Below are 18,268 nucleotides of genomic sequence, written 5' to 3' on the forward strand. Positions count from 1 at the left end.
GAGTTTACTGCGTAAACATCGCAGGGCAAGTCTGAAAATAAAAATCGGTTTTGAACTTTTTGTCAGGCGATTTCTTCTTTTAGAATTTCAACCAATTCTGACGGTGTTACAATAAATGATTTTTCAGGAAAATGCTTTCCATTCCCTGTTACAAGAAAAGCATCCTTGTCTTGCGCCGATAATGTTACTACATAAAAAACAACATCCTTTGGGTCGGGCATTGTTTCATTTGATTCTACAAATTCTGTAATTTTCAAGCCATTGTCCATAACATCTTTCAAAAGATTTATGATTATGCTTTCTGAAAGCTTGAATTTATCTCTTCTTAAAACTTCATTGTATTCTTTGATAATTTCATCGGAATAAACAGGAACAATATTTCCATTTGCAAGAAAACGCAAAATTCTCACAGTTGGAGAGCTTTCATTTCGAGTTATCAAAGCTGAAACAAGAACATTTGTATCAATAACAACATACTTTCTTTTCATTTACAAGCCTGACCTTGCAGCAGAGATTTCAGCATTGATTTCGTCAAGAGACATCTCAGGGACATTGTTCTTCTTAATTGAATCTCTTGCGTCTTTGTAGATGTTCCATCTTTCAGAACGAGAATCATTCCTTAACTCAAATGGAAGTCCGCCTACTGCAATGCTTTTTTTGAAAAAAATCCTGACCGCAGTAGGCAAATCCAAGCCAAGCGATTCATAAATACTTGTAACATCTTTTTTTGTTTCTGAATCTACTTTTATCTGAACAAGAGCTGTATTTGTCATAGCAACACCTCCAAAAGTATGTTTTTAACTATATAATAGCATACTCCTGTCAATTTTACTATGTCTTCTATAAAATCGTACCCAGTCTGATTAGCAAACATAGTTGCTTTATTTTTCGTCTCCGGCAGATAAATTTGTCCATCCGGCAGTAACAGATTCTAAGTTTCCGCTAATTGCCAAATTCCAGAATTTTATCTCATCTGCGCTGAATTCTTTTTTGCAGCTTATGGCAAAGTTGCGCAAGTCTACGGTCATAAACCTGTTGTGCGTGAACATTTTTCCGTTCTTTTTGCCGTTATAATCAGGAAGGACAAAATTTGCACCACAATCTGCAATTACAAGTTCTTTTGGGCGGATTGCAACAATTTTAAGCGGTCCGTAAAAATGTGTATCGCGCTCTTCATATTCTGGAATATATGCCGTGATTGAAGCTATTTGGCTATCACTAGGTGCTCCATTGTATTGGTCGCTGCCGCTATTCAATTTTGCGCTTATTGTTCTTTCTCCTGACCAGCCATAAACTTTATAATCTGACAAGTCCGAAGACAAAACAACGAGCGCGCCACGGCTATTAATTGTACCACCATCAGTTAAAACAAATTGATTTGCAACATTTAAACTTTTGTCGTTTACAAGAACAGCCACAGTTCCGTCTTCAAGAACTGCCATGTCTGTAACTCCACCGGAAAGATTAAAAGATTTCCCACTATGCCCAATTGTTCTGCTATTAGAAAAGTCATCAATAGAAACAACTGAAATATCATACTTGGTTGTTGCATAATTATAGTAATTATAAACCATATAAACTTTATCATCCTTTACTGCAAAGCATTTTACGCTACCAGCATTACTATTATTAACCTTTATATGGCCTAGAGATGAAAAATTTAAATCAGATTGCTCTGATACATTTTCTATACAAGAAAGCTCAAAAACTCCCACTTGACTGTCATCATCTCCTATACGATAAAGAGTATCTGTGGTTGGTTCATAATATAAATCTCTATAATATGAATAACTGCTTGTACTGCTATCAGCTACCTCAGTTAATGATGGCTGTGTTTTTTTATGCATCTATAACCATTGCTAGTAGAATATAATATATAATATAAATTTGAGTTTTTATCTTCTGCAAAACTTACAAATTTACCTGTAAAGGAATCTATGACTGTATTTAAGTTTGAGTAATCATATAATGCAATATCACATTCAATATTTGTATTAAAATTAGCAAGAGCCGTATACTTTGAATAATATGCGGTTTGTCCCTCAAGAATCATTGTAATATTGCAGTCTGTGGTTTCGCCGGCTTTTACGGTAATTTCTGTGCTTCCGCTTCCTTCAAGAATGTTTTCGTCTGTGTTCCAGGCTTCCGCTGTTGCTGTGTATGTTCCCGGCTCTAGGTCTTCAAATTCCAGTACCCCCCCCCACAGTTCCTTCTTCGGTTTGGTCAAAGCCGTCATTATAAAGGCGAACAATGTATTGGTTTGCGTTGCTGCTGCTGTAAGTGTATGTGGCACGCGCGCTTCCGGGCAGGGCAACACGAACAGAGCCGTTTTCGCCAGAGCCAGAGCTCATGTTCATGCACGAAATAAATGCGAATAAAAATGCTGGTAAAATAGAAAAAATTAGCTTTTTCATAAAGATTCCTCCTTAGTTTGAGATTCCCGTGTCGCTGCACGGGAATGACAGTTGTGTTTTAGAATGGAAATGACAGTTTTTTTGTCATTATCCGGCTCGACCGGATAATCCGCATTAACAGTTTCCTTGTCATCTTCGGGCTTGACCCGGAGATCTTCCGCATAAAGAATGACAGTTTATTATAATTATGATTCAAAATATTCTATTTGTCAGCATTTGAGGGCATTTTTTTTAACTTTTTTATTGCGTAATCTTTTTACAAACAAAACGGCTTCCTTGCAAAATTCAATGGCATTGAAAATTATCATTGCTTTCTATAGAATAGCCTATTATGAATTTTAATAAGAAAAAAAAGAATCTGCTTGTTCCTATAGCCGTTATATTTTGCGCCTTGTACATTATTTTTTCAGTGCAGCCAATGGGCCAAGAAATTCATTTTACACCGGAATGGACAGAAGACATTTCACATATTCAAGAAAATTCAAATGATGCAAAAAAGATTCCGTTTAAGCTTTCACAGAACATAGGATATTTTACAGCAGACGGAAAAATTGTTTCAGCAACAACATTTCCTTTCAAGTCGGCAATTTCAGAAAAATGGTACGCAACATTCGGGGCAAGCGGCACAAAGACCGACTTTTTTTTCGCAGACGGAACTTTAGCTGGAACAATTGACGAAGCCGGATTTCCATTTTTTGACCAAGATAGAATTTTTGTAATGCAGCCGGGCGGAACTTCTTTTGTAAAATGCAATTCAGAAGGAAAACGCGAATGGAACTACGAGCATTATTCGCCAATCACCGCATTTTCATCAAGCAAAAACGGAACTGCCGCAGGATACGCAGACGGAACTGTAATTTCTTTTTTGCCGGACGGAAAAATTGACCAGAAATTTGCGCCTGGCGGAAGCAATTACGATGTGATTCTTGGAGTTGCAATTTCTGAAGATGGAAACAGAATCGCCTGTGTTTCAGGACAAGATCAGCAAAGATTTATTGTTGCAGAAAAAAACGGCGGACATTCAAAAGTAATTTACCACGAGTATCTTGAAAATTCCATTTCCCGCCAGACGCTTGTAAAATTCAACAACAATTCTGATTACGTTTATTTCAACGGAAAAGATTTTCTTGGAATCGTCAATTCAAAAAAATCCACAAGCAAAAAAATTCCAATCAAAGGGAAAATTTCTCAAATAGAATTTTCTGACAACAATGAGCTTGTTTTTATTTTGAGCAAAGACGGAAAAAAATACACTGTAACAATTCTTGAATCTTTTGTTTATCCAATGGCATCGTTCAGCTTTGAAGGCGAATGTTCATTTATTCAGACTTATGAAGATTCTCTTTTCATTGGACGGAACACAAAAATTTCAAAAATTTCAATTTCAAAAAAATAGCTAGATAGTTTCTTGCGGAGAAAAAAATGAAAAAAACAATTTTAACTTTAACCTGCGCGTTTTTTAGTTTCTGCGGATTTTCGTTCGACTGGCCGCAAAAAGAAACTAATTCAGATTCATTCTATTCGTATTTTGGACAGCTCCGCGGAGGCACAATAAATTCCTCGCTGATTTTTAAAGATCCTTCAGAAGTCAAGGCGGCAGACAAAGGAAGAATAACCGCAATAATTTCAGACCATAGCGACGACTTTGGCTGGTTTGAATCCGCACTGGGAAATTCCGTAATTATTTCACATGAAGATGGACTTTCAACAGTTTATGCAAATCTTGATGACAGTTCAATTTCAAAAGAAATAGAAGAAAAGCAGTTTGTTGAGTCTGGCGAATTTCTTGGAACAAGCGGAAACACAGGCTGGCAAGAAGGACAAAGCTGCCTTGAATTTAAAGTCTTTGATTCAAAAAACAATTCCGCTGTAAATCCAAGAATTCTTATGCCGCGCGCAGGAAGGGAGCTTCCGCTTACAATGGGAACAATAACTTTAACAGATAAAAACGGAGTTTCGCACAATCTTTTGAACGAACGAAGATTGCCGGCAGGAAAATATTACGTTTACAGAACACGCCAAAATGTTGCAGTTCCGTACAAAACAATCACAGCGGTAAACGGAGCAACTGTAGAAAATATTTCCTACGATGTTTTAAAGGAAAGCAATGGAAAACTTTGTGTAAAAGGAAACGAGCATTACAGCATTAAAGAAATTTATCCAGACAGCACAAAGCAGCTGGCAGGAATTGTTCAGCTGAACAAAGGCTCTTGCACACTGACAATTACAATTGTCAACATTCTGAATTCAGCTTCAACAATTTCCTACAAACTGGATATTTACTAAACTTTTATTGCTTTTGAAATAATTCCGCCGCCAAGTGTTATTCCGTCTTTATAAAAAACAACGGACTGCCCTGGCGCAACTGCCCGCTGAGGTTCATCAAAAACAACCTTGTAAGCTTTGCCACAAAACTCTTCATTTTCCAACGGCTGGTACGGCGCAACATGGGCTTTTACAGGTTTTGAAGCAAGTCGGATTTTTACCATCGCATCAAATTCACAGCAAGGATCGTATTCAGCAGGCCAAACCAAATCATCTGCAATAAGACCTGAACAAAACAAGTCGCTGTCTTTTCCAAGAACAACAAGATTTTTTTCCTTGTCAATTTCAGCAACATAAAGAGGATAAGGCGCGCTCACTCCAAGTCCTCTTCTCTGCCCGATTGTATAATGCTCAATTCCTTTGTGGCGGCCAAGAACTTTTCCGTCCAAATCAATAAAATCTCCTGGCACAGAAGGCTTGTCTTTAAACATATATTCAAGCATTGGAGCTGGAATAAAATCCTGGCTTTCTTCTTTTTCAGCGGCCTTTAATCCGCGTTCACGGGCCATTTTAAAAACTTCTTTTTTGCTGAAGCTTGCAAGCGGAAAACGGACTTTTTCTAAAATCGCGCTCGGAATCCTGTACAAAAAATAAGCCTGATCTTTTGTAATATCAAGCGCAGTGTGAATCTGAACTGGACGGCATTTTCCCCTTTCATCTTTTGAAGCGTTTTCTCCATAAATTGAAAAAAGCGGCTCCGTTCCGCGCACGGCTTTTGCATAATGTCCTGTGCAAAAATAATCGTATTCAATTCCCAAGTCTTTTAAGCCGGAAAGCATCGCGCCAAATTTTATAAAGCGGTTGCATCTTATGCACGGATTTGGAGTGCGGCCGTTTCTGTATTCGCGCTTAAAATATTCTATTACTTCCTGCTGATATTTTTCTTTAACGTCAACAACGATATACGGAATATTTTGTTCTGCACAGAATTTTTTATTTTCCTCTATGTCTTCAACTTCCTTTGGACTGTAGCAACTGTCTGGAATTTTATAATCGTCAGGCAGATTTAAATCAACCTCTTGCCACAAAGACATTGTAACACAAGTTACATCGCAGCCTTTTTCTTTTAAAAGCATTGCTGTCATTGTAGAATCAACGCCGCCAGAAAGCCCCACGACAACTCTGTCGCCTTTCTTCGGAAGCTCAAGTTCTTCATAAGTCATTGAATTGTAATTCATAAAGCAAGTATAAATAGAATCAATAAAAAATTCAATTTTAAAAAAATAAAAATCTCTTTAAATGGAAAGACAGTTTCCAAAAAATCCAGACGCAGAAACTTTTTCATTTGCGCCGATTAAATGGCTTACATCTCCCATCTGCTGAATTCTAAAAACAACTTCTCCGGGAACTCTTTCTTCCGCACCAACAATTGTAACTGAACTTGGAGCAACAAAAAATCCCTGCCAAAGCTGAACAGGGCTAATTCCTGTAAGATGGCTTAGCATTACAAACATCACGCCCAGATGACAGACAAAAACAAGATTTTTTTCATCCAAATCTTTTTGCTCAGGGTCAATGTGAGTGTCTATCAAAGATTCTTCTTTTGAAATATGCGGAAAGCAATTATACAAAGGAATTTTTGAATCAATGCGATTGTAGTCATAAGATGCCAAAATCTCATCAAGTCCGCGGCAAACTTCCTTATAATGAAATTCTATGTTTCCGCTTTTCATTGATTTTGTTTGGAAAAATTTTTGGACATCCTTATATTTTTTTTCGCCAAAATAATCGCGCGGAAGCCAGTCCCATGCAATTCTGTTTTTTCCGGTTTTAAAATCTTTTATGTCGTAGCTGAATTCTCTAAGCCAAGGGATTGTTGAAACTTTCATCGGCTGTTTTGAAAAATCTGCATGAATATTTTCTAAACAAGCTTTTGCCGTAGTCTGCGCGCGTCCCATCGGCGAAACAAAAAATTCTGTTGCATTCAGTTTTGAAATGCGCTTGCCCAAAAGTTCTATTTCACGTTTTCCTTTTTCTGTAACAGAATCAATTGAATAATCAGGATCTCCATGACGGATAAAAATCAAATGCATTTTATTGTTCCTTTTGAAATATTTTTTATTTGCTCAAGAAATGTATTTTTTTCTGATAAAAAGATTTCACCTTGAATGGAAATATCTGTTCCAAAATTTTCAGTCAGATTTGAAATATTAAAGTCCTCAAATAAATGTTTTACAGTTTGATACAAATCATAGCCGCATGAAAATGAAAATGAAGATTTTTCAACATAAGGCTCGGCTTTGCAAACAGAAAGAACTTGTTTTGCGCTTTCACTATATGCATGAACAAGTCCGCCCGTTCCTAAAAGTGTTCCTCCGAAATACCTTGTTACCGTAAGCAAGATATTTGTAATTCCGCTTCCTTTTAGAACATCAAGAACAGGACGCCCGGCAGTTCCGCTTGGCTCACCATCATCGCTCATGCCAAAAGTTTCAGATTTTAAGCCAACAGAAAAAGCATGAACTACATGGGTTGCATCAAAATATTTTTGCTTAACCTCATGAAGTTTTTCTCTTGCCTGCGCTTGAGTTTCCACAGGAAAAACTTCTGAAATGAAGCGGGAATTTTTTATGATAAGCTCAGTTTTGGATTCTTCAAGAAGAACCTTCATTTTTATCTCCGCCAATCATTCCGTTAACGCTCAAAAATGAAAAATAATAAATTGGAATGCAATAGTAAATTTTTGCAAGAATTGTGTAATATTGAAGGAACGCATAAAATCCGAGCAAAAGAGAAATAAAATTATTTTTTCCAGAAAGAACTGCATTAAGAAAAACCGCAACAAATAAAACTGCAAAATTTTTAAGGCAGACAAAAATCACAAAACCCAGATAATGGAAATATCTTCCACGGATAACAAAAAGGCTTTTTTTAATTGCATCCTTTAAATCTATTTTTTTATTTTCAAGAAATGCATTCCAAACAAAAATAAACGGAAGAAAACAAAATACAAAAACAAAAAAGAAAATCGCTGTATAAAAAAGTGCAAGAGTAAAAGCTTTTGCAATCTTTTCAGAATCAAGCTGATTTAAGTTTTCATTTGAAAATGCTTCAGCAAAAAAGCTTGAACAGGAAATAATTTTTTCTTTAAATATAAAGAGCAATACGGCAGATACGAACGCTACAAAAACTACAACAAGCGTAAAAAAAACTGAAGAATAAAATATACGTTTTGACTTTTCAAAAAAACCACAGAAGATTCCTCCAGAAGAATTTTTTTTGCCAAGAACAATATTTGTAAAATCAGCAACAATTCCATAGGCAAGCGTAAAAACAACAATAAGTATCAGCGAAGTAAAAACAAATGAAATTACATACCCGATAGCAGAGCCGTTAAAAAGCATTGCAGGAGAAAATCCACTTGTAAGTAAAAAAGACAGCATTACATTAAAAAGCAAAAGCAGCAAAACCGAACGCGCAATATTTCTTGCCAGCCGCTCTCTTAAAACCTGATACATTCTTTTATACTCAGGATTTTTTAATTTTTCCTTATCCAATTTTTTATTCCTGTTTTACAATTTATAAATCAAGTTTCGTCTGCAAACCTGAATCTTCAACTTTTATAGAATCAACTTCCTTGGATTCAAGCCGGATTCCGTTAGTCTTCAAACCTTTTTCTTCAAAATCCTGCGCTTTAAATTCTTGGACTGTAATTTTTACACGAGGCTTTTTAGTGTAATTCAAAGTAAATTTAAATTTAGCTCTTGTATCAATGTGAAGAACTTCCATTCCGTCTGGCACAAAATTATAGTCGCGGTTCATAATCCAGCCAGAAATTCGGCAACGTTTTATAAAGCAGTATTTTGTTTTTGGATCACGGTAAATTATTGTAAAAAGAATTTTGCTGATAATATCTTTGTCTGCATAATTGCAAAACCAAATTCCAGAGTCAACAAAAAGCTTATCCGGCACATCGCAAACACTCCAAAGTCCGCTCTTGCGCACAATGAGAATTCTGTCAAAAGGAGTCACTTTTAAAATTTCCCGTCCGCCGTTAACAGAAGTTCCAAGATAGCCTTTTTCATCATACCGCAACGGAGTATCACGCTGAACAATCTGCTTTACATCAACTGCGGAAAATGAAGTTATTTTTGTCTGGCGTTCGAGAAGCGCAGGGCTTATCGCTGTGTGGTCTTGCTTTGGATCTAGCGCGGAAAATTTTTTAAGTTCATCAAGAATTCCACCAAGATATTCAACAGCGCAATCAGTCAAATGCTTTAGCCGCCGCGCAATTTCTTTTAAACGTTCATTGATAGCCTTTACCTGATCACGGTTTTTATTTATATCAAAAAGCGAAATTCGTCTGATTGGAATTTTTAAAAGTTTTTCAACATCTTCATCCGTAACTTCTCTTATAAGCTCATCTTTAAAAGGAACAAATCCGTCTTTAACAGCTTTGTTGACAGCTTCGGCAGTTTTCATTTGTTCAATGGATTTGTAAATCCGCTCTTCAATAAAAATACGCTCAAGCGTGCGCTGATGAAGTTCTTCCGTTAAAGAGCCGCGTTCAAATTCAAGTTCGTCTTTTATAATGCCAGTAAGTTTTTTTGCGTAATATTTTATAATTTCCGTAGCCGTCATTGCCACCGGCATATTGTCTTTTATAACAAGCATCTGGCAAGCAATTGATTTTTCGCAAGAAGTGTACGCATACAAAGCTTTTTCCACGTCTTTAGAATAAACGCCTCGCGGAAGCTTTATTTCAATATTGCAGTGGTCAGTTGTAAAATCTTCAACTGAACTGATTTTTATTTTTCCAGCTTTATAAGCCGTGTCAATTGAATCAAGCAAATCTTTTGAAGTTGTTTCAAGCGGAAGCTCCGTTATAACAATTTTCTTTTCATCGCTCAAGTCGAATTTTGCGCGTGTAATTATTTTTCCGTTTCCATCATTGTAATTGCTTACATCCATCAAGCCTCCAGTCGGAGAATCAGGATAGATTTCAAACGGCTCGCCACGCAAGGCTTTTATTTCGGCATCAAGAACTTCTTTAATATTGTACGGAAGAATTTTTGTGGACATTCCAACTGCAATTCCTTCCGCACCGCCAAGAAGAACAACCGGAATTTTTGCACGGAAAGCAACAGGTTCTTTACTTCGCCCGTCGTAGCTTGGAACATATTCTGTAATGTTCGGATTGTACAAAAATTTTTTCGCCAAAGGATGAACGCAGCATTCAATGTAACGAGAAGCGGAAGCAGTGTCTCCAGTATAAAGGTTTCCGAAGTTTCCCTGACGCTGAATAAAAATTTCTTTGTTTGCAAGAACAACTAGCGCAGCTCCAATCGAAGCGTCTCCGTGCGGATGAAATTTCATACAGTCGCCAACAACACTTGCAACCTTGTGCATTCTGCCATCGTCAATGTTAAAAAGCGTGTGCATTATTCTGCGCTGAACAGGTTTTAGTCCGTCTTCCAAATCAGGAATCGCACGGTCGCGGATAACGTAGCTTGCGTATTCTATAAAATTCTTGTCGAATAAGTTTTTTACAAATGCCATTTAAAAATCCTTATGCATCGATGTCAGCATTGCCAAGCAAATGTTTTTCAATAAAAGCCCTTCGCTCAGGCGTGTTTTTCCCCATGTAGAATGAAAGAAGTTTTGGCACCATTTTAAGCTGGCTTATTTCAACAGGCGTAAGATGAATTGTTTCCGGTGAAATAAAATCCTTAAATTCCGACGGACTGATTTCTCCAAGTCCTTTGAATCGCGTTGTTTCTGCAGAAGAGCCAAGTTTTTTCTGAGCCTTGTCGCGCTCCTCTTCGCTGTAGCAATAAATATTTTCTTTTTTATTTCTTACACGGAAAAGCGGAGTTTCCAAAATAAAAATTCTTCCGGAAGTTACAAGCTCTTCAAAATATCCAAGGAAAAATGTCATCACAAGATTTCTAATATGGAAACCATCGTTATCAGCATCGGTTGCAATTACAATTTTTGAATACTTTAGATTTTCAACATCCTGCTCAATTCCAAGCGCCATCATCAGCTGGTAAAGCTCGTCGTTTTTATAAATCTCACTTTGTTTTTTTCCGTACATATTTTCAGGCTTTCCGCGCAAACTAAAAATCGCCTGATAATCGGCATTGCGTGAATGAGTCATCGTGCCGGAAGCAGAATCTCCCTCGGTTATAAAAATCATGCTGTTTTCGCCTTTTGCGCCGTCCTGAATATGAAAACGGCAGTCCTTTAGCTTTGGGATTCTTATGCTTATTTTTCTTGCGGCTTCTTTGGCTTCTTTTTTTACCGCGCTAAGTTCTGTGCGAAGCTTTTCATTTGCCTGAATTTTTTCCTGAATTTTTTTTGCAGCTTCAGGATTGTGGTGCAGCCAGTCATCAAGTCCGCTTTGTGTTTCCGAAACAATCCACTGTCGAATATCCGTATTGCCAAGTTTGTTTTTTGTCTGGCTTTCAAAAACAGGATCTTTGACTTTTACAAGAACTGCGGCCGCCATTCCTTCGCGGATGTCTTCGCTTTTATATGAAGTTCCGTAAAAATCATTTATTCCTTTTACAAATCCTTCTTTAAAAGCTGCAAGATGAGTTCCACCGTCTGCCGTGTACTGGCCGTTTACAAATGAAAAATAATTTTCACCGTAGCTATTTGTGTGCGTAAAAGCAAACTTCAACCGCTCTCCCTGATAGCTTCCTATTGCATAAAGCGAAGTTCCTTCAATTTCTTTGTTAAGCAAATCAAAAAGTCCATTATCGCTTTTGTATTCCTGACCATTGAGCTTTAAAGTAAGTCCTGCATTTAAATAAGCATAATTCCAAATTCGTTTTTCAACAAATTCCATGTTGAAATTGTATTTTCCAAAAATCGCTTCGTCAGGAACAAATTCAAAATATGTTCCGTCCGGCTGCTTTTGCTTTAAATTTCCAGAACGCTGGCTTACAAGTTTTCCTTGCTCAAAAATAGCTTCTGCGCATTGGCCTGCACGAACAGAAACTACGCGGAAATAAGAAGAAAGAGCATTTACGGCTTTTGTTCCAACTCCGTTCATTCCAACTGAAAACTGAAAAACATCATCATTGTATTTTGCGCCGGTATTAATTTCTGAAACGCATTCAACAACTTTTCCAAGCGGAATTCCACGTCCATAGTCGCGGACTTTTACACGGTTTTCTTTTACTTCGATTTCAATCTTTTTACCAAAGCCCATGATAAATTCATCAATGGCATTGTCAACAACTTCCTTCAGCAAAATATAAATTCCGTCGTTCTGATTTGAACCGTCGCCAAGCCGTCCGATGTACATTCCGGAGCGCAAGCGAATATGCTCAAGCGCATCAAGGTGAATAATTTTATCATCGCCGTAGTCTTTGCTTTTTAAGGCAACTGGCTTTGCGGAGGCTTTTACAACAGAAACGTCAGGGGTTTTTGAAACAACATTTGTCTCTTTCTTTATTTCTGATTTTTTTAGCGCCGGAATTTTCTTTGCGGGAACTTTTTCTTTTGCAGCGGATTTTTTTACTGCTGCTGTCTTTGCAGTTTTTGATTCAGATTTTGCCACTGTTTTTGTAGCTTTTTGCTTTGGCTCAGGTTTAGAAGCCTTTGAAATTTTTGCAGATGATTTTTTTACTGCCGAAGTTTTTTTTTCAGTTTTTCCACCCATAACGCTCTATTTTAATGCATAAAATAAAATTCTTCAATGTAAGAAAAATTCAGTTGTATTTCTATTTTTTAAAGCTTGCCATAAGTTTTTCAAAGTGATTTCTAAATTTTTCGATTTTCATAAGCTTTGGAGGCGGACCATAAACAGCGCAAACAGAAGCAAAAAGAATTTCAAGGCTTTTTAAAATTTCCTCTTCTGAAGTTTTCTTATAGCCGGAACTAGTAAAAACCGCCATTCCCATCAAAGAGCAAGATGCCATTTTGTTAATTGCAATCGCTGTTTCTTTTTTGTAACCATATTTATTTTCAAGAATGTCTATACCTTTCGGCATCCAAAAATCGTCAACTTGTCTTCCGATTTTTCCGTCCACAATATAAATCTGCCTAAAAACAAAAGGGTCGGTTTGCGCAAATTTCAAAAATGCAAGACCGTATGAACGGTAAACAAATTCATTGGGATCTTCTTTACCTTCATTAGATACAGAACTGAAAATCTCATTAAGCTGACTGACAACTTTTTTTACAATGTCGTCTTTAAGCTCGTCCATGTTTTTGTATTCAAAATAAATAGGCTGCGTTGAACATCCAAGTCTAAGAGCAACACGGCGAGATGTAACAGCATCGAATCCTTCTGCCCTAAAAATTTCCAAGGCAGCATCAACTATCATATTTTTAGTAATTTTTTTTGTTGCCGACATAATTTTTCTCTTTATAAAATTTTAAACTTCAACTTGAATTCTTGTTCCAGCCGAAGAAGACTTCTGCGCATAGATTGAATTCAAAGAACGATACGGATTTCTAAAATCTGAAATTTGCTTTTTAAGTTGAACCATTCTAACTTTTAAAAGCGAACGGTTTTTTTCATTCTGGGCAAGCACCTGACTTTGAAGTTTGGACAAATCATTTTGAATCTGCGAAACAGGCAAAGCTTCCTTTGGATTATAAAAAGCCGCTCCAGATTTATTGTAAAGCTCCTGCATTGGAACAATCACTTTCTGCAATGAGCCAATTCCCTGAACAATCTGCGCTTCAAGTTCACTGTGCGCAATCAAGGAATCAGAATCTTCTTCTGTAATTTTATTTTCCTGAGCTTCCAGAACTTTTAAATATTCCTGAAACTTTTTTCTCTGCTGCTCAAGAAGCATTTTGAATTTTTTAAGAATCGCAACACGCTCGTCAAGTTCTTCTTTACTAATTTTTTGTTCCATAAAATTTCTCCGCATCAAAAATAATTCAGCAAATTCAAAGTGAACTTGCAGCTAAAATTATCCTGTTATATTCAGCGATGGCGCAGCTCCCGGAATTTTTGTCTGGGCATTTGCAGTGCTGTTTGAAGCCGAAATCCAAGAGTCCTGAAGCTGGGAAAGCATATCACGAACAAACGAAAGCTTTTTCTTGTCATGGCTTATTGTGGAATCCAGAATCTGCTTGTTAAAGAAAACGTAAAGCGACATAAGATTTTTTGCAATTTCGCCACCCTGCTCCATGTTAAGGCTCACTTCAAGCTCTGTGATTATGTCCATAACTTTTTGCAGATAGTTTCCAAAATTTTCAATGCTGCTTGGAGCAATTTTTCCGTCTTCAGAAATCAATGCAATCGCTTTTTCCAAATTTGAAACAGCACCGTCATAAAGCATTACAACAAGTTTTCCTTGGCTGGCAGTTTTCACTCCGATTTCCCGGTATGCGCTGAACCCGCCATAAGGATTGCTTCCATACGCCATTTTTTTCCTCCCATAGCTTTGCTTCTGCTTTGCAAAAACAAGACTGCTACTTTCGATTATCGGAATTTTAGAAAACGACTTTAGCAAAACAGTGCACATTTTATAGAAGACAAAATATTGAACATAGACTTGAATTTCACTAAAATATCCGATTATGAAAACTTCACAAATTCCATTCAGGACGCTTCGTGATTCTCCGTCAGAAGCAATTATTTCTAGCCATCAGCTTATGATGCGAGCCGACTTAATCAGAAAACTCGGAAACGGACTTTACACATATATGCCGCTCGGTTTAAGAGCATACAGAAAACTTGAAAAAATTATCAAGGAAGAAATTGAAGCTTCGGGCGCAATGGAATTTAAGCCGACTGTAATTGTTCCCGGAGACATCTGGAAAGAAAGCGGAAGATGGGAAACAATGGGACCGCAAATGCTAAAAGCGCAAAACCGACAGCAGCAGGATATGGTTGTAAGCCCGACAGCAGAAGAAGCATACACGGCAATTATGCGACAGGGACTTACAAGCTACAAGCAACTTCCTATAAACTGCTATCAGATAAACACGAAATACAGAGATGAAATCCGACCTAGATACGGAGTTATGCGCGGTCGTGAATTCAACATGATGGACGGCTACACTCTCAACGCTGACGACGAATCTCTTGACCAGTCATATCAGGCTTACGCAAAAGCATATCTTAGAATTTTTAAGCGTCTTGGACTGAATGTAATAACTGTAAAAGCGGACACAGGCGCAATGGGCGGAAGCGGCTCTGAAGAATTTATGGTTGAAAGCGAAATCGGAGATGACACGCTCATTTTGTGCAAATGCGGATATGCGGCGAACGTTGAAAAAGCTTCATGCGCAAAAGACATTCCAGTTGACATAGACGGAAATCCTGTAAAGGCAACAGAAAAAAATTACGAGCCAATCAGCACTCCAAATGTTGGAACAATCGACGACTTGGAAAAACATTTAAAATGCTCAAAGCATCAGCTTTTAAAAACGTTGATTTACAAAGCCACAAATGTCTGCCTTGATCTTAGCGAACTTGACTGCTGCAAAAATTTAAAGACAATTACAGAAGGAAACATAAAATTTTATCCTGAAGTATTTGTTGCGGTCTGTATAAGAGGCGACCTTGATATAAACGAAGCAAAACTCGCAGGATTCCTAAAAGCGTCAGAAGTGGAACTTGCAACTGCAGAAGAAGACACAAAAATCACAGGCGCGCCAGTAGGATTCGCAGGACCTATAAATCTTTCAAGTGTGCCTGTAATCGCAGACAATTCCGTGCTTGACATGCATGACTTCCTTGTAGGGGCAAACAAAGCCGACACACATTTTGTCCACGTTGAATACGGCAGAGATTTTTCTGCATGGAAAACAGCCGACCTTAGAACTGCAAAAGCCGGAGACATCTGCCCTGTCTGCGGAAAGCCATTTTACACAACAAAAGGAAACGAGCTTGGACACATTTTCAAGCTTGGAAAAAAATACACAGAGTCAATGAACGTGACTTACCTTGACAAAAACGGAAAGTCTGCTGTTCCAACTATGGGCTGCTACGGAATCGGAGTTGACCGTGTTCTTGCTTCAATTATTGAATCTTTCCACGATGACCGCGGAATTATCTGGCCGATGTCAACCGCACCTTACCAAGTTGCAATTGTTCCAATAAAATACAGCGGAGCAATGAAAGAAGCGGCAGACAAAATTTATGACGAGCTTTTAAAAGCTGGTGTTGAAGTTTTGCTTGACGACCGCGATGAACGTCCTGGCGTAAAATTCAACGACATGGATTTAATCGGCTTCCCGGTAAGAATTACAGTTGGAGACAAAAATCTTCCGAACATAGAAATAAAAATGCGCTCAAGTGAACAGGCAGAACTTGTTCCGCTTGAAAATGCCGCCGCAAAAGCCAGCGAAATTGTAAAGGCTGAATTCGACAAACTGAATTCATAAAAACTGACTTGCAAAGGAAAAAACATTGAAAAGAATAATCCTGACTTTGACATTTATTTTTATTGCGTCTTTCTCTTCATTTTCTCTTCCGGGAACAAAGCAGTATATTCCTGATATTTCCGGGGAATATGTTTACTACAAGGACAGAAGCTTTAAAAATGAATCCATCGTAGGATTTCTTTTTTACAATGAAAGTACTTACGCCGCACGTTTTTATTCTCCTGCCGATGAAAAAAACAGCACGCCTGAAAAAGACATCACAATTTATGTTTCTGTAAATCCTGAGTCAAAAACCGGAATGGAATTTACAGGAGAAAAAATCCAAGGCGCAACATCCGAACAAGACACAGAAATCATAAATTACCTGCACGACTTGTTTTACGAATTCACTTCGCGCAGGCAAAAAGAAAATCTTGACTCATGCAAAAAAATAAACAGCCAGCAGGATTTTCATCAGTTCGGCGGAAACGTAAACATTCTGTTCAATCCTTATGTTCCAATTTTCAACATTGAAGAAATAAAAGCATCCGATGGTCAAAGCATTTTTTCAATGGAAACTGCAGGACATCTTATGTCTTCAACTGACGAAAGTTTCGCGCTCTTTAAAGGAATTGAAGGACTTCCAAAAGACAAAAAACGCAGCTTCAAAAAAATAAAGGCGGAAGAGCTTGCGGCGGAATTTGGCGCTCAGAAAATCACGCTGGACAAAATGTGGAAGCAGTCAATGGAAAACTTGTGGCTTCTTGAGGACTTTGCAATTCTTTCAATGACAACAATGGCAGTTCCAAAAGAGCAAAAAAATCATGCGCTAGACAGCCTTTTGCGCCGCCTTTGCCAAAGCACAGACTTATCATATTCAATTGCGCCGCAAAGAAAAATTACAATAACTGAAAACGAAATTTCTGTGATGAATGTTTTTTATCAGCCTGAATCAGAAAACGTAACCCGCGACTTTAAAATTATCACACAGAACAAAGACGGCACAATTTCACTTCTTACACTTACAATATTCGACAGCGTTTATCAGAAAAACAGAAGCTACTTTACAAAAATTCTTGAAAGTTACAAAGTTTCCCAGTAGAACTAAAAACTGTTACGGTTTAGCGGAGTGCCAATCCAAACGCCTTCGCTGCCAAGGTATTCTTTCTTTTCGCCGTCCACCAAAAACTGAACATTTTCAACAGTCGGAAACGCAGTCGCAGTAAAGACAATCTGCTGAAGCTGTCCGCGCAAACCTTCAATTCCGTACTGGTTAAATTCAAAGTCGCCGCTAAAATTCAAAATGGCAGTTCCATTTTTTACAGAAGCGCCGATAAGCTTTGTGTTTTCAGAGATGAGCGAACGGCAGCCGGAATTTTCTTCAGAAGCGACCGGACCTTTTATCAAGGCATTTATTGCATCCATAAGCGGACTGTCGGACTTTTTCATTTCGCGGGTAATTTCTTTTCTTGAAACTGAACCATCGCTGTTTATTGTCATAAAATAAAGCTTAAGCTTCATGCTGGAAATCTTTGGCTCGGTTTTTACAGAAACTTCTTTTCTTATTGTTGTTTCTTTTTCTTCTGTTTTCTGCGCGGATTCTTTTTTTTCTGTCTTGGAATTTATTTTTTCCTCAACTGCGGATTCCTGCTGTTTTTTTGCAGTGTCGTTCTGCGCCTTGACATTTTCGTATATATTTTCCTGAGCTGATGATTGCGCGCTTTCTTCTTCAACATGAGAGCCAACACCGTTCAAGTCAATTTCAATAGTTTCAATAGGAGCAACTTCATTTTTGTCAGCAACAGAAGAGTTTTTTACTTCCGCCTTTTCTACAAATTCAGGAGTCTTTAAGCCAGTCTTATTGAAAAAACCAGTCGCCTTTAAGTTGCTTGCAATTTTATCTTGATTTATAAGGAAAATTATAAGAATGAGCAGAGCTGCCAAAACCCAAAGCGCAAGCCCGATTCCCGTTCTCTTTTTCTTTGCATTTTTTTCCGACATAGAAATGAGTATAAACTAGACAGTCTAAATTTTCAATAATGACATGGAATAGACGCTGCGAGTTTTTTATGTTCTATTGAAAGTTATTTTATTTTCATTATAATAGAACAATATAGCAATGGGGCTGTGTACTTTACTTGGTGCGCAGTCCCATTTTTTTTCAGCGGATATAGGAGATAAGATAAAAACAGCCGGAAATGGCGTCTGTTTTTATCTTTATAAGTTTGCATTGCAAACTTTCTTATCCT

19 protein-coding genes are annotated in these 18,268 nt (G+C 37.6%); 4 read left to right on the top strand and 15 right to left on the bottom strand.

The window, feature by feature from the left end; translation table 11 throughout:
- Window positions 1-62: 62 nt before the first annotated feature.
- The 5 genes from B4C08_RS09215 to B4C08_RS09235 all read right to left on the bottom strand — a co-directional run bounded on the left by B4C08_RS09215 (window position 63) and on the right by B4C08_RS09235 (window position 2,414).
- Complete coding sequence (locus tag B4C08_RS09215) at window positions 63-488, bottom strand: putative toxin-antitoxin system toxin component, PIN family (protein WP_296664726.1); 426 nt, start codon at window positions 486-488, stop codon at window positions 63-65.
- The gene (locus B4C08_RS09220) at window positions 489-773 is read right to left on the bottom strand and encodes a type II toxin-antitoxin system RelB/DinJ family antitoxin (protein ID WP_296664728.1); all 285 of its coding nucleotides are present in this window, start codon (window positions 771-773) and stop codon (window positions 489-491) included.
- 108 nt (window positions 774-881) lie between these two features.
- Entirely contained in the window at window positions 882-1,715 is an 834-nt protein-coding gene (locus B4C08_RS09225) for a hypothetical protein (protein ID WP_296664730.1), read from the bottom strand.
- A 104-nt stretch (window positions 1,716-1,819) separates the two neighbouring features.
- Complete coding sequence (locus B4C08_RS09230) at window positions 1,820-2,227, bottom strand: hypothetical protein (RefSeq protein WP_296664732.1); 408 nt, start codon at window positions 2,225-2,227, stop codon at window positions 1,820-1,822.
- Window positions 2,181-2,414, bottom strand: coding sequence for a hypothetical protein (locus B4C08_RS09235; protein ID WP_296664734.1), 234 nt, complete (start codon window positions 2,412-2,414; stop codon window positions 2,181-2,183). Before B4C08_RS09235 ends, B4C08_RS09230 begins: the two co-directional genes overlap by 47 nt.
- Window positions 2,415-2,745: 331 nt before the next feature.
- Here B4C08_RS09235 and B4C08_RS09240 point away from each other — a divergent pair, with 331 nt between their 5' ends.
- Window positions 2,746-3,810 carry a hypothetical protein gene (locus B4C08_RS09240; RefSeq protein WP_296664736.1) on the top strand — a complete coding sequence of 355 codons (1,065 nt, stop codon included), beginning with the start codon at window positions 2,746-2,748 and terminating at the stop codon, window positions 3,808-3,810.
- Between the two features lie 26 nt (window positions 3,811-3,836).
- A complete protein-coding gene (locus B4C08_RS09245; protein ID WP_296664738.1) occupies window positions 3,837-4,700 on the top strand; it encodes a M23 family metallopeptidase in 864 nt (287 codons plus the stop codon).
- On the opposite strand, the gene mnmA is transcribed toward B4C08_RS09245, so the two are convergent.
- From mnmA to fliS, 9 genes are all read right to left on the bottom strand, one after another.
- Window positions 4,697-5,917: a tRNA 2-thiouridine(34) synthase MnmA gene (gene mnmA, locus B4C08_RS09250; RefSeq protein WP_296664740.1), complete on the bottom strand. Its 1,221-nt coding sequence runs from the start codon at window positions 5,915-5,917 to the stop codon at window positions 4,697-4,699. The genes B4C08_RS09245 and mnmA overlap by 4 nt on opposite strands.
- Before the next feature lie 57 nt (window positions 5,918-5,974).
- A complete protein-coding gene (locus B4C08_RS09255) occupies window positions 5,975-6,772 on the bottom strand; it encodes a histidine phosphatase family protein (RefSeq protein WP_296664742.1) in 798 nt (265 codons plus the stop codon).
- Window positions 6,763-7,350, bottom strand: coding sequence for a YigZ family protein (locus tag B4C08_RS09260; protein ID WP_296664744.1), 588 nt, complete (start codon window positions 7,348-7,350; stop codon window positions 6,763-6,765). Before B4C08_RS09260 ends, B4C08_RS09255 begins: the two co-directional genes overlap by 10 nt.
- The gene (locus tag B4C08_RS09265) at window positions 7,334-8,236 is read right to left on the bottom strand and encodes a hypothetical protein (protein ID WP_296664746.1); all 903 of its coding nucleotides are present in this window, start codon (window positions 8,234-8,236) and stop codon (window positions 7,334-7,336) included. The genes B4C08_RS09260 and B4C08_RS09265 overlap by 17 nt, the downstream gene beginning before the upstream one ends.
- Before the next feature lie 22 nt (window positions 8,237-8,258).
- A complete protein-coding gene (locus tag B4C08_RS09270; RefSeq protein WP_296664748.1) occupies window positions 8,259-10,238 on the bottom strand; it encodes a DNA topoisomerase IV subunit A in 1,980 nt (659 codons plus the stop codon).
- Window positions 10,239-10,248: 10 nt separating this feature from the next.
- The gene (locus B4C08_RS09275; protein ID WP_296664749.1) at window positions 10,249-12,351 is read right to left on the bottom strand and encodes a toprim domain-containing protein; all 2,103 of its coding nucleotides are present in this window, start codon (window positions 12,349-12,351) and stop codon (window positions 10,249-10,251) included.
- Window positions 12,352-12,412: 61 nt separating this feature from the next.
- The gene (locus B4C08_RS09280) at window positions 12,413-13,048 is read right to left on the bottom strand and encodes a TetR/AcrR family transcriptional regulator (protein WP_296664752.1); all 636 of its coding nucleotides are present in this window, start codon (window positions 13,046-13,048) and stop codon (window positions 12,413-12,415) included.
- 21 nt (window positions 13,049-13,069) lie between these two features.
- Window positions 13,070-13,558 carry a flagellar biosynthesis protein FlgN gene (locus B4C08_RS09285; RefSeq protein ID WP_296664754.1) on the bottom strand — a complete coding sequence of 163 codons (489 nt, stop codon included), beginning with the start codon at window positions 13,556-13,558 and terminating at the stop codon, window positions 13,070-13,072.
- Between the two features lie 57 nt (window positions 13,559-13,615).
- Window positions 13,616-14,074, bottom strand: a complete 459-nt coding sequence (gene fliS, locus B4C08_RS09290; RefSeq protein ID WP_295798189.1) for a flagellar export chaperone FliS — start codon at window positions 14,072-14,074, stop codon at window positions 13,616-13,618.
- 154 nt (window positions 14,075-14,228) lie between these two features.
- Here fliS and B4C08_RS09295 point away from each other — a divergent pair, with 154 nt between their 5' ends.
- Entirely contained in the window at window positions 14,229-16,040 is a 1,812-nt protein-coding gene (locus B4C08_RS09295) for a proline--tRNA ligase (RefSeq protein ID WP_296664756.1), read from the top strand.
- A 25-nt stretch (window positions 16,041-16,065) separates the two neighbouring features.
- The gene (locus B4C08_RS09300) at window positions 16,066-17,121 is read left to right on the top strand and encodes a hypothetical protein (RefSeq protein WP_296664758.1); all 1,056 of its coding nucleotides are present in this window, start codon (window positions 16,066-16,068) and stop codon (window positions 17,119-17,121) included.
- A gap of 2 nt (window positions 17,122-17,123) precedes the next feature.
- Here the strand turns inward: B4C08_RS09300 and B4C08_RS09305 are convergent, their stop codons facing one another.
- Window positions 17,124-18,020 carry a GerMN domain-containing protein gene (locus B4C08_RS09305; RefSeq protein ID WP_296664760.1) on the bottom strand — a complete coding sequence of 299 codons (897 nt, stop codon included), beginning with the start codon at window positions 18,018-18,020 and terminating at the stop codon, window positions 17,124-17,126.
- Between the last annotated feature and the right edge of the window lie 248 nt (window positions 18,021-18,268).

Source organism: Treponema sp. UBA753 (genome assembly GCF_002297325.1).
In the GTDB taxonomy this organism is placed as follows: Bacteria; Spirochaetota; Spirochaetia; order Treponematales; family Treponemataceae; genus Treponema_D.